Here is an 11573-nt window from a genome sequence, read left to right as displayed (position 1 = left end):
CGCGGCGAGCACCCCCGCCGCCAGCCCGCCCGCACGCCGGCGCCGGGGCTCGTGCGCCGGGACCGGCGCACCCCAGGCGGGTCCGCCGCCGCTGCCGCCTCCGTATGAGGGGAGCGTAGGCGGCGGGGGCCAGTCCGCGCCGGCCTGCTGCGCGCCCGCGGGAGCGGCGGCCGGAGGAGCAGGTGTCTGACCGCCGTGGCCGTGGGCCGGTGCCGCGGCGGGCTCGGGCCGCGGGGCGTGCCCGGGCTGCTCCGCGGAGGCCGCCGGCTCATGGGCGGGCGGCGCGGAATGGGAGGGGACAGAAGCAGAGGGGGAACCGGCGGACCCGTGTGCCGCGTCCTGCGGCCCCTCTCCGGGCCCGGGAGACGTCGATCCCTCGGGAGCGGCGCCCGGCACAGGAGGTACGGACGGGGCGGCAGGGACCGCGTTGCCCTCGTTCTCGGTGCTCACAGCTCTTTCTCCTCAGGTTCCACGTCGTCTCCGGCGAGCGGCGGGGTCCGCACGGGCCGGCAGTACGTCACGTCATGACTTCCGCTGTGCAAGTGTCCGCGGCCAGCTTTTACCACTGCACGTCAGGCCACTGTAAGCAGGACCTGTGTGTATTCCGGCAATCCTTTACTTCCGACAATAAGGGCGCACTTCCACGGCGCCCTCCGGGGTCGTTCCGTCGGGTCATTCCCTCGGGTCCTCCCCGACGGACCGCCTCTCCTCGCCGACCGCGTCCACAGGGTGGCGGACGTTGTCCGGCACCCTGCACGCCGCCTACCCCGCGGCGATGACACCATGACGCGGTGACCCAAGCACGGCAGCACAGCATTCAGGTCGTCGCGCACCGCGGTGCCTCCGAAGACGCCCCCGAGCACACCCTGGCCGCCTACCGAAAGGCGATCGAGGACGGCGCGGACGCCCTCGAGTGCGATGTACGGCTCACCGCCGACGGTCATCTGGTGTGCGTCCACGACCGCCGGGTGAACCGCACGTCCAACGGGCGGGGTGCGGTCTCGGCCCTGGAGCTCGCGGATCTCGCGGCGCTCGACTTCGGTTCGTGGAAGGACGCGGCGGAGAGTCCCGACTGGAAGGACCCGTCCCTCACCTCCGTGCTCACGCTGGAGCGGCTGCTGGAGCTGGTGGCGGACGCGGGACGCCGTGTCGAGCTGGCCATCGAGACCAAGCACCCCACACGCTGGGCGGGACAGGTGGAGGAGCGGCTGCTCCAGCTGCTGGGACGGTTCGGGCTGGCCGCGCCGGCCTCGCCCACCGACTCCGCGGTCCGGGTCATGAGCTTCTCGGCCCGCTCCCTGAGCCGGATCTCCGCGGCCGCGCCGACGCTCCCCACCGTGTACCTGATGCAGTTCATGACCCCGCGGATGCGCGACGGACGACTGCCCGCCGGTGCGCGGATCGCCGGTCCGGGCATTCGCGTCGTACGCAACCACCCGAGCTACGTCGCCAGGCTGCACCGCGCGGGCCACCCCGTCCATGTCTGGACCGTCGACGAGCCGGAGGACGTCGAGCTCTGTGCGCGGCTCGGCGTGGAGGCCATCATCACCAACCGCCCCAAGCAGGTGCTCGAACAGCTGGGCCGCCTCTGATCCGGCTCGCCCGGCCTCGGGACCTCGGCCTTCGGAGCGCCTCGCGGGGAGTGCACCGGCGCGTTCGGCGCGTAAGCGATCGTGTCGAGTACGTCACTGCTCCACCCTTGGCCGGTTTCCGGTCCAGTCCATTGGGGCATTCACACCGTGGCGTGGGGCAAAGGAGGTCTCGGGGGTGGCGTTTGTGGTGGCACAGGAGGTGCCCACGTCGTCGAGCATGGCCGTACCCCATGGCCCTGCGGGCGTGGGTGAGGCGCGACACAGGATGCGCGAACAGCTGAACCGCAGTGGTGTCCCGGAAACGGTCGTCGACGACGCAGTTCTGATCCTTTCCGAGCTGCTGAGCAACGCCTGCCGGCACGGCAGGCCGTTGGGGAACGGGGACGCGGGAGACGGTGACGTACGGGCCGCGTGGCGGGTCGACAAGGCGGGGCGGCTCACGGTCGAGGTGACGGACGGAGGCGGTCCGACCCGCCCTGTTCCGGCCACGCCCTCGGTCACCGCACGGGGTGGCCGCGGGCTCAACATCATCACGGCGCTGGCGCAGGAGTGGGGAGTGCGTGACAGTGCGGCCGGTGAGGTCACCGTCTGGGTGATCGTCACGGAAGGGCACCGCCGCGAGGATTTCGCTACGCGCGTCGGCGGTCCCGCGTTCGACTTCGCGGACGCTTTCGACGATCTCGACTGAGGTCCTCCCGCAGGGCTTTCGACCCGTCCACGCGTCGGAGCGAGCCGGGCCGGGGAGGCCCGCAGCCGGTGCCGGAGCGAACGCGCCGCGCCGGTACGGCTTCTGCGGTTCCGGCAACGCCGGCCGTTCGAGCAGTCCCGGCAACGCCGGCCGTTCGAGCAGTTCCAGCGAAGCCGGCAGCGGCAAAGGGTCGGCGGTCCGGCAGCTTCAAAGGCTCCTCCGGCTCCGGTGGCCTACGGCTCCGGCAGGCTCATCGCCATCGGAAGCTCCGGGAGCTTCTTCAATTTGGGCGGCAACGGCGACTTCGACGACCTCCGCGGCGTGGACTTCCGCGGCGCCTCGCCCCGCTGCTCCCTCACGGAGGCGGCGTACGGCTAGGCTCGCGCCCGACACAGCACCGCCGCAATCGGGAGAAAGCCACACCATGGCCAAGAAGCGCCCCCAGACGAAGGCGACGAAGCCTCAGCTCAGGAACGGGGCCCGCACCGCAGGCGTCGACGAGCCGGTTCCGGTGGTGGGAGCCCGCGAGCCCTGCCCCTGCGGCTCCGGCCGCCGCTACAAGGCATGTCACGGCCGGGCGGCGTCCCACGCCGTGACGGAGCTGGTCCAGCGCCCCTTCGAGGGGCTGCCGGGAGAGTGCGACTGGGTGGCCCTGCGTGAGCTGGTGCCCGCCGCGACCGTCGAACTCACCCTGAAGGGCGGCCTTCCCGAGGGCGTGCCCTCCGTGACGCTCGCGACGGTACTGCCCATGGCATGGCCGGCCCTGCGGCGCGACGACGGCTCCGTCCTCCTCGGCCTGCAGAACGACACCCCCTCCGGCGATCTCAGCCGCGACCTCGCCGGAACGCTCCAGCGGGCACTCACCGCCCAGCCCGGCACCCCGGTCACCGCCGCCACCGCACCGGCCGACGGCGTGCGGCTGCAGGACCTGCTCGACCCGGACGCCGCTTTCGAGCCGACCGTCCACTCCGGTTTCGAGTTCTGGGTCCCGGCCTCGGCCGAGCAGGCCTCCCCCGAGGTGGCCGCCTCCCTCGAACGCGCCAACGCCGCGGCGATCCCGACGGTGAAGCTCTCGGGCGTCGACGCCGCCTACTGGTGCGAGACCCCGGAGAAGAACCACCTCCGCTGGGTCATGCCGCACCCCGAGGAGCAGCTGCTCGACGCACTGGCCAGGCTGCACGCGGCCGGCACCTCGTCGCTGGGTGAAGGGACCCGTCTGGTGGGCTCCTTCCGTGCGCACGGGCTGATGGTTCCGGTGTGGGACCTGCCGACCACGATGGGCGCCGAGGACTGCGAGAAGCCCGCCGCCGAGTTCGCCGAGCGGCTGGCCGCCGCGCTGGAGAGCGACGCCCCGCTCACCGCCGAGGAACGCCGGGCGCGCGGCGGTCTCACCAACCGCCAGGTGACGCTCAGCTGAGAGTGACGATTACCGGTGCGCACCGGGTGACACCTGTCACAAGTCACTCATTCGGAAGGTAAATCCCTGTCCGAATACGAGAGATCGAATTTGCGAACCGCAGATCTCTTGTTACCGTTCTAGAAGCCCGGTCGCTGGTGCATCCCCCGTCGCCAGCGATCGGGCGTTTCCATTTCCCGGACGCCTCCGGCATCTCAACGGCCCGTGAACTCTTGGGAGTTGCTCCCGGAGCGGAGCAGCAGCGGCCCGTCTCCCGTTCCGTCGTGAACGGCGAACTCGGCGATCGCCCGGTAGTCGGAAGCGCTGCCGACCGAAGGCTCACGAGGAGTTTCACACGTACGTGGCTCATCGCCCGCCTCGACCTTGCAGTTGGTCTGCACAGTGCGTCCGTCCGGTGCCATCAGAGCGAGTACGGACGTCAATTCCTCACCGGTCGCATTGCGGTAATAGGCGCGGCCCCAGGTCCGGCCGCCCCGCGTGAGCACACAGGTCTGCGCCTCGACGCCGCCGGCAGAGGCGAGTTCCGGCCCACATCGGGAGTCCGTCCGCGGGACCGCGTCATCGTCGCCGCCGGTCTCTTCGCGCCCCGACGCCGCGGCGTCGGCAGGCTCGTCCCGGGCGCCGGCGGCGCCGGCCGCTCCCATGTCGTCTCCATCGGACGCCTCGAGCCCCGACAGCAGACCGGGTGCGGTCGCTCGCCGGCCCTTCGCGTCGTCGGCAGGGGCAGTTCCCGTTCCGTTCGCCGGTCGCGGCCCCGCCGGTCCGGCCGACGCGACGATCGGTACCAGCGTGGCCGTCACCACCACGGCGGCGAGCCCGAACATGCGGAGATTCATGGGCCACCAGCCGACTGCGGAGGTTCGGACACGACTGCCCGAAGATATCGGCGGACCGAGACCACCTGGCCGCCGCGCGCCCATGTCCCTGCCGGTTCGGCCCACCTCTTACCCGTACGAGTGACGAGCCGGGCCCGACGCGGCAGACGTGGCGGCCGCCTGCGCGGCCCGTTCGTGACCGCGCTGCCGGGCCGGTGTTCCCAGTAGGTGAGCCGGCTGCCGGTGTTCAGTACGTGAGCCGGCTGCCCTCTCCCGCCTCCGGCGGATAGAGCCCGCTGCCGGGCGCGCTGCTCGCGCTCGCCTCGACAAGAGCGTCCACGACCGCCTCGACGTCGGGCAGCCATGGTGCCGCTGAACCGGGAAGCGGCGCCCGCTCCCACCGCACCTGACCGGTTCCGGTCTCCGAGGGGGGCAGCACCAGATAGCCGCCACTGCCGTGGAAGCGCAGTGAACTGGGCACGCAGTCCTTGACGAAGAGCAGCTCGCCGAGTTGCTCCAGGGTGTACGGGGCCACGAGCAACGACCAGCGGGTGGGGGTGGCGACCACCGGTCCCAGTCGCATGTCCATCCGGTCCAGCACCGACAGCGCACGCGCTGCGGCCACCGCGGGAAGGCTCACGGCACAGGGCGCGCGGCCTTCGCCGGAGCCCGCGGCCCGGGACGGGCCACCGGTGGCCAGCATGATCGGGGCGGTCGGCCGGTTGGTCCACCACCAGCGGATCATCCGCTCGTCGGTGGTCGCGGCGAGGAGGCCGGGATCGAAGGGGTGGGCGCCGGGGACGACGCACTCCGGATCGGGGCAGGCGCACCCGCGGTCGCCGCCGTTTCTGCCACGGCCCTCGGACCGGTCGCCACCGGCCGATTTCAGTCCTGCACCGGGGAGCACGGGCCATTGCCACTCGGCGGCGAAGGTCAGCGCCGCTTCAAGCTGATCAGGCCCCTTCTTGCGCCGGTACCGGAGCCTGCGTCGCCTTCCGAGGATCTCGCGCATGAGCGCTCGTTCCTTTCCGTTGAACGCCGGGGTCCACATCACATCTGTGTGCAGCTCATTACTGTGCGTACAAGTGCGCGTACTGATCGGCGTCATCGCCCCTTGCCGCCGGCATGGGCGGGCCCCCGGTTTCGCCGGCGACAGGATCGTCGCCCGAGGGCCGAACGTGGGCTGTAGTCCATTAAACGTGTGGCGAGGGGTGGCGCGCGCCTGGCGCTTGCTGTCCCGCTGTACTTCTTCCCCGCCACTCGGGGATGAGGCGCGGCCTCCGGCTGTTAGGACGCCGGGGCCCGCGGCCAGGTTCCGGGGCGCTCTCAACTGCCCCTGGTCATCACCGTTTACGTACCCAGCACGCTTGCAATGACGCTTTCCCCCCGGGCCTTCGCCCTGGGGGACCCCCTGCCGAACGCCCTCAGTCGACCTCAATCGGCCGCCATCGGGTGCATTTTTCGGCCAAGTTAACGGGTACGCCCATCTCGCCCGGACACCACCAATCCCACCGGGACAGTGCTGGACATCACCTTACGTGTGCGTGTAGATGTGGATGCACTGATAGCGGCGCAGAATGACATGGGGGTTTGCGATGCTATTGAGCGAAACGCACCTGCCGGAAAGCCGGCTGCCGTGAGCGCCCCTCACCTGCCGAAAGTGGCTGGAATCGACTCAACTGTTCCTGCCCCCGCGCACACTCCCTCAACCCTGCCCCCCGTCCCCGCCGCGCCCCCCGCGGCCGGAGCGGTGCTTCAGGACCGCCTGGCCGGCTGGGTCTCGGACCTCACCACACTCCACGAACTCACCGAGCGGCTGATCAGAACCGGCACCCTCGACGACGCACTCGAGGAACTGCTCGGCGCGGGCGCCGCACTCGTCGGAGCCCGCCGCGGCCTGGTCGTCCTCGAACCGCGCCGGGACGCCGCCCGCGACAGCCCGCTCGAGGACGACCGCGGGCCCGGCCTCGCCAGGGGCCTCGGACTCAGCCGCTCCGACCTCGGCCACATCGAGACGGTCCCGCGCGGCGCGACGGCGTACGGCCGCATCCTCGAAAGCGGCCGCTCCGGTGTCCCGGGACCCGTCGCCCATCCCGACCTGCTCGGCGACGACTCGCTCCACCCCCTGCACCGCGAGGTCGCCGTCCGCCTCGGCTATGCGGCCAGTTACACAGTGCCGCTAGCGACAGAGGACTCCGGCACACTCGGCGCGGCCGTCTGGCTCTACGACGAACCGGCCGCACCCGTCGAGCGCCAGTGCCACCTGGCCGGGCTCTACATGCGCTCCGCCACCGAACATCTGGCCCGCCTGCTCGAACTGGAGCAGGCGCGTGCGACCGTCGCGACCGTCGCCGAGGAGTTGCTGCCCAGCAGACTGCCCCGGGTGCCCGGCGTCCAGCTCGCCGCCCGGCATCACAGCGGCCCTCGCGGCGGCGGCGACTGGTACGACGCGCTGCCGCTGCCGGAGGGAGCCCTCGGACTCGCGGTCGGCTCGGTCAGCGGCTGCGGCCCCAGCGCGCTCGCCGCGATGGGCAGGCTGCGGGCCTCTCTGCGGGCGTACGCGGTGATGGAGGGTGAGGATCCGGTCGCGGTCCTCTCCGACCTCGAACTGCTGTTGCGCCTCACCGAGCCCGCGCGCACGGCGACCGCTCTCTTCGCCTACGCCGAACCCGCCGAGCGAAAGATCGTGCTGGCCGGCGCCGGGCACACGCCACCACTGCTGATCGGCGACCGGCGCACCGAGTTCGTCGAGACGTCGCTGTCGGCTCCGCTGGGAATGCTCGCCTGCTGGGAGGCGCCGAGCGTCGAACTCCGCCTCCAGCCGGGAGAAACGGTGCTGCTGTACACGGACGGACTGCTGCGGCGCGCCGGCGACCCCATGGACCGCGCCTTCACCCGGCTCCACGCCGCCGCGGCGGGCGTTCCGCGAGCGCTGCGCGGCGACCCCGCGGCGATCGCCGACCACGTCCTCGGGTCGGTGCTCCCCGACGGACCGGGCAGCACCGGCGACGGGGAGGACATCGTCCTGCTCGTTGCCCGATTTGACTGATTTCTCACACGCTTTCCGGCCTCTTCCGGTCACACATACGATGGAAGCGTCCCCTCGCCGACCCGGTGGAGGGGGCAAGGTGTCGTAAACGGTCAAGGCCGACAAGCCCAGGAGGCAGACGTGGCTGAGGAGCTCACCCCGGCGGAAACCGATCTTGCTGCGGACGCAGCAGGCGCGGAGGGCGAGGAGCAGCCGATCAAGCAGCGCAAGAACGGCCTGTACCCGGGCGTGTCCGACGAGCTGGCCGAGAACATGACCACCGGCTGGGCCGACACCGAACTGCACGGTCTCGAGCCCATCGCCCAGGCCGCGCACACCGCGGCCCGCCGTGCCGCACTCTCGGCACGGTTCCCGGGCGAGCGACTGGTCGTCCCCGCGGGCAACCTGAAGACCCGCTCGAACGACACCGAGTACAGCTTCCGCGCCTCGACCGAGTACGCGTACCTGACCGGCGACCAGACCGAGGACGGCGTCCTGGTGCTGGAGCCCAGGGGCGAGGGCCACGTCGCCACGATCTACCTCCTGCCGCGCTCCAACCGTGAGAACGGCGAGTTCTGGCTGTCGGGCCAGGGCGAGCTGTGGGTCGGCCGCCGCCACTCCCTCGCGGAGGCCGAGCAGCTGCTGGGCATTCCCGCCGAGGACGTCCGGGAGCTGGCCGCCAAGCTGAGCGAGGCCACCGGTCCGGTACGGGTCGTCCGTGGCCACGACGCCTCCATCGAGGCCGCTCTGACCGACAAGGTCACCAAGGAGCGCGACGAGGAGCTGCGCGTCTTCCTCTCGGAAGCCCGCGCCGTCAAGGACGACTTCGAGATCGGCGAGCTCCAGAAGGCGTGCGACTCCACCGCCCGCGGCTTCGAGGACGTCGTCAAGGTCCTCGACAAGGCTCAGGCCACCAGCGAGCGCTACATCGAGGGCACCTTCTTCCTGCGCGCCCGGGTCGAGGGCAACGACGTCGGCTACGGCTCGATCTGCGCCGCCGGCCCGCACGCGACCACCCTGCACTGGGTGCGCAACGACGGCCCCGTCCGCTCCGGCGACCTGCTGCTGCTCGACGCCGGCGTGGAGACCCACACGCTCTACACCGCGGACGTCACCCGCACGCTGCCCATCAGCGGCCGGTACACCGAGATCCAGCGCAAGATCTACGACGCCGTGTACGAGGCCCAGGAGGCCGGTATCGCGGCCGTCAGGCCGGGCGCCAAGTACCGCGACTTCCACGACGCCTCGCAGCGGGTGCTCGCCGAGAAGCTCGTCGAGTGGGGTCTGGTCGAGGGCCCCGTCGAGCGGGTGATCGAACTGGGCCTGCAGCGGCGCTGGACGCTCCACGGCACCGGCCACATGCTCGGCATGGACGTCCACGACTGCGCCGCCGCGCGCACGGAGGCGTACGTCGACGGCACCCTCGAGCCGGGCATGTGCCTCACCGTCGAGCCCGGTCTGTACTTCCAGGCCGACGACCTGACCGTGCCCGAGGAGTACCGCGGCATCGGCGTCCGCATCGAGGACGACATCCTCGTCACCGAGGACGGCAACAGGAACCTCTCCGCCGCGCTGCCGCGTCAGGCGGACGAGGTGGAGGCCTGGATGGCCTCGCTCCAGCAGAGCTGATCCGACAGGAAACGCCCGGGTGAGGGCGCGCTGCTCATGACACGCCGAGCAGCGCGCCCTCACGCCATTTGAGGATCTTGTCGAAGCTGACCACGGCACCGCGCCCGGGCCTGTTGCGGACGTGGACATGGTCGGCGAGCTGCTCGATCAGGCACAGGCCGCGGCCGCTCTCGGCATGGCCGGGGGCAGGGGCGGCGCTGTGGCCACGCAGGGTGGCGCCGCCGACGGGAAAGCCCGGGCCCGAATCGGCCACCTCGATGCGGCACTTCTCGCCGTCCAGGTAGGCCGTCACGCGGTAGTCCCCGGACGCTTCGTCGGTGTCCCGGTCGCCGCCGTGCTCGACGGCGTTGGCGCATGCCTCGGTCAGCGCGACCGACAAGTCGTAGGAGATGTCCGGATCGACGCCAGCGGTCTCCATGGTGCCCAGCAACAGGCGCCGTGCGAGCGGCACGCTCGCAGCCTCGCGCCGCAAATGGAGGGACCACCAGATGCTCATGCTCCAGCCTCCTGGCCGCGGCTCGACATACCGATACGTATTGCCCCAAGGCACGCTGCGTAAGCGCATCGTCGTGCTGACGGCCCTCGTTCGGCGGATGCGCGTTCCGCGCCCACCGGTGTATGTCGGCAAAGGGGATCTTCCGGACCTGCCGTACGGGCGTCGGCACCGCAGTGCGATGATGAGCCGGCCATGTCGTCCATACGCCAAGCACGCGCCGGAGCCGGTCTGCGGCTGCTGAGGGCCGCGGTGTTCACCGCGGTCTGCGTCGTGCTGTCCGGGACGGGACATGTGCTCGCCGCCTGCCGGGCGGTCCCCCTGTGGACTTTGGCCCTCGGCCTCATCGGGGTCTTCGTCGTCGTCCTGCCGTTCACCGGCAGGGAGCGTTCGCTGCCCGCTATCGCCGGAGTGCTCACCGCTGGGCAGCTCGCCCTGCACACGCTCTTCGCCACCGGCCAGGGCCATCTGCGGCTGGCGCCGACGGCCGACGACGCCCTGATCAGACTGGCGGCGAAGCTGGTGTGCGGAGCGGGGGCCTCCGCCATGAGCCCCGCGGAAGCCCGCCGCATCGTCACCATGGCGGGCATCGATCCGGCCGCCCACACGGCACATACGCACACCGCCCAGGCGGTGGCCACGCCGGAACTGCTGCCCTCGCTGCCCATGCTGCTCGGGCACCTGCTGGCGGCCGTCGCGACCGGACTGCTGATGCGCCGCGGCGACGCGGCGCTGTCACGGCTTATCCGGCTGTCGGCAGACTCGGCCCACGAGATCGTGCAGATCGCGTGGTTGCGCCCGTTGCGGGCCGCGATGGTCCTGGTGCGCGCCCTGCGGGCCGGTCTTCAGCAGACACCGGGCGCGGGGCCGGGCCTCGTGCCGCCGGTGGACGGACCTCCCCTGCCCGCTGCGGGTCAGGAACTCCAGCACACGGTGATCAGGCGCGGACCGCCGCCCGTATACGTCCTCAGCGCCTGACGCGGCCCCTCGACGGGAGTGGTGCCGCGGTGCCCGCGCACACCCGCGCGTTGCCGGCACACCTCACTTCTCTCCACCGCGGAGCTTTCTGTCATGAACGTTTCCCGTATCGCCGCCGCGTCCGCCGTCGCCGCCACCTCGGTGCTGATGTTCTCCGGCGCCGCCTTCGCGCACGTCGGCGTCCAGCCGCAGGGCGAGGCCGCCAAGGGCGGTTACGCGGTCGTCAACGTCAAGGTGCCGAACGAGCGCGACAACGCCTCGACCGTGAAGGTCGAGATCAACCTGCCGGCCGAGCACCCCCTGTCGTCCGTGATGCCGCAGCCCGTGCAGGGCTGGAAGGTCACCGTCGACAAGTCGAAGCTGGACAAGCCCCTCGAGGTGCACGGCAAGCAGATCACCGAAGCCGTCACCAAGGTCACCTGGACCGCCGACGGCGGCAAGATCGGACCGGGCCAGTTCCAGCAGTTCCCGCTCTCCCTCGGCCCGCTGCCCGAGGACGCCGACCAGATGGTGTTCAAGGCCATCCAGACGTACGACAACAAGGAGGTCGTGCGCTGGATCGAGGAGCCGGTGGAGGGTGGCGAGGAGCCCGAGGCCCCCGCTCCCGTCCTCAAGTTGTCGGCCGCCGGCGACGACCACCACGGCGCGGGCGCGACCGGTGCCGCCGCCGGGGACGACGCCAAGGCCTCGGACCACGAGGAGAAGGACGCCATGTCCTCCGCTTCCACCTCCGCCGACAGCAGTGACTCCATCGCCCGCATCCTGGGTGTCGTCGGCATTCTCGTCGGCGCTGCGGGCGTGGCCTTCGGCGTGCTCGCCGGACGCCGCCGCTCGGCCTGACCGGCCCCGTACCGAACCGCTTTGAAAGAGAACCCCATGCACAACCCCAAGAGCGACGGGGAGCCCCGCCGCAGCCGGCGAGCGCCGCTGGTC

Annotated in this window: 11 protein-coding genes; 8 read left to right on the top strand and 3 right to left on the bottom strand. The window is 71.4% G+C overall.

Features of this window, described 5'->3' with window-relative positions; genetic code table 11:
* The first annotated feature begins 791 nt into the window (after nt 1-791).
* The 4 genes from ACWGH4_RS21105 to ACWGH4_RS21090 all read left to right on the top strand — a co-directional run bounded on the left by ACWGH4_RS21105 (nt 792) and on the right by ACWGH4_RS21090 (nt 3697).
* Entirely contained in the window at nt 792-1592 is an 801-nt protein-coding gene (locus tag ACWGH4_RS21105) for a glycerophosphodiester phosphodiesterase (protein ID WP_453463061.1), read from the top strand.
* Between the two features lie 130 nt (nt 1593-1722).
* On the top strand, nt 1723-2280 hold the full coding sequence (locus ACWGH4_RS21100) for an ATP-binding protein (protein ID WP_189474335.1): 558 nt from the start codon (nt 1723-1725) through the stop codon (nt 2278-2280).
* 228 nt (nt 2281-2508) lie between these two features.
* Nucleotides 2509-2658 (top strand): hypothetical protein, encoded by a 150-nt coding sequence (locus ACWGH4_RS21095; protein ID WP_453463058.1) that lies wholly within the window; start codon nt 2509-2511, stop codon nt 2656-2658.
* Nucleotides 2659-2704: 46 nt separating this feature from the next.
* Entirely contained in the window at nt 2705-3697 is a 993-nt protein-coding gene (locus ACWGH4_RS21090; RefSeq protein WP_441263264.1) for a DUF5926 family protein, read from the top strand.
* Nucleotides 3698-3891: 194 nt separating this feature from the next.
* Here ACWGH4_RS21090 and ACWGH4_RS21085 read toward each other — a convergent pair whose 3' ends face one another.
* Nucleotides 3892-4533: a hypothetical protein gene (locus ACWGH4_RS21085; protein WP_453463055.1), complete on the bottom strand. Its 642-nt coding sequence runs from the start codon at nt 4531-4533 to the stop codon at nt 3892-3894.
* Nucleotides 4534-4759: 226 nt separating this feature from the next.
* A complete protein-coding gene (locus ACWGH4_RS21080; RefSeq protein ID WP_441263266.1) occupies nt 4760-5524 on the bottom strand; it encodes a bifunctional DNA primase/polymerase in 765 nt (254 codons plus the stop codon).
* 507 nt (nt 5525-6031) lie between these two features.
* On the opposite strand from ACWGH4_RS21080, the gene ACWGH4_RS21075 reads away from it, so the two are divergent.
* Together ACWGH4_RS21075 and ACWGH4_RS21070 are read left to right on the top strand one after the other, a co-directional pair.
* The gene (locus tag ACWGH4_RS21075; RefSeq protein WP_453463051.1) at nt 6032-7561 is read left to right on the top strand and encodes a PP2C family protein-serine/threonine phosphatase; all 1530 of its coding nucleotides are present in this window, start codon (nt 6032-6034) and stop codon (nt 7559-7561) included.
* Between the two features lie 120 nt (nt 7562-7681).
* Complete coding sequence (locus ACWGH4_RS21070) at nt 7682-9169, top strand: aminopeptidase P family protein (protein WP_453463048.1); 1488 nt, start codon at nt 7682-7684, stop codon at nt 9167-9169.
* Between the two features lie 34 nt (nt 9170-9203).
* Here the strand turns inward: ACWGH4_RS21070 and ACWGH4_RS21065 are convergent, their stop codons facing one another.
* Nucleotides 9204-9665 carry an ATP-binding protein gene (locus ACWGH4_RS21065; protein ID WP_441263269.1) on the bottom strand — a complete coding sequence of 154 codons (462 nt, stop codon included), beginning with the start codon at nt 9663-9665 and terminating at the stop codon, nt 9204-9206.
* Between the two features lie 192 nt (nt 9666-9857).
* On the opposite strand from ACWGH4_RS21065, the gene ACWGH4_RS21060 reads away from it, so the two are divergent.
* Entirely contained in the window at nt 9858-10640 is a 783-nt protein-coding gene (locus ACWGH4_RS21060; protein WP_453463045.1) for a hypothetical protein, read from the top strand.
* A gap of 93 nt (nt 10641-10733) precedes the next feature.
* On the top strand, nt 10734-11480 hold the full coding sequence (locus ACWGH4_RS21055) for a YcnI family copper-binding membrane protein (RefSeq protein WP_453463042.1): 747 nt from the start codon (nt 10734-10736) through the stop codon (nt 11478-11480).
* Nucleotides 11481-11573 lie beyond the last annotated feature (93 nt).

The organism is Streptomyces sp. NPDC054847 (assembly GCF_053610925.1).
The sequence above is the reverse complement of the archived record's forward strand: the minus strand, read 5'-3'. Positions and strand labels throughout refer to the sequence as shown.

Bases quoted from the DNA above. Each gene is read 5' to 3' on its own strand.
- ACWGH4_RS21090 (WP_441263264.1), top strand. From the start codon at position 2,705: ATGGCCAAGAAGCGCCCCCAGACGAAGGCGACGAAGCCTCAGCTCAGG.
- ACWGH4_RS21085 (WP_453463055.1), bottom strand. From the start codon at position 4,533: ATGAATCTCCGCATGTTCGGGCTCGCCGCCGTGGTGGTGACGGCCACG.
- ACWGH4_RS21080 (WP_441263266.1), bottom strand. From the start codon at position 5,524: ATGCGCGAGATCCTCGGAAGGCGACGCAGGCTCCGGTACCGGCGCAAG.
- ACWGH4_RS21065 (WP_441263269.1), bottom strand. From the start codon at position 9,665: ATGAGCATCTGGTGGTCCCTCCATTTGCGGCGCGAGGCTGCGAGCGTG.
- ACWGH4_RS21060 (WP_453463045.1), top strand. From the start codon at position 9,858: ATGTCGTCCATACGCCAAGCACGCGCCGGAGCCGGTCTGCGGCTGCTG.
- ACWGH4_RS21055 (WP_453463042.1), top strand. From the start codon at position 10,734: ATGAACGTTTCCCGTATCGCCGCCGCGTCCGCCGTCGCCGCCACCTCG.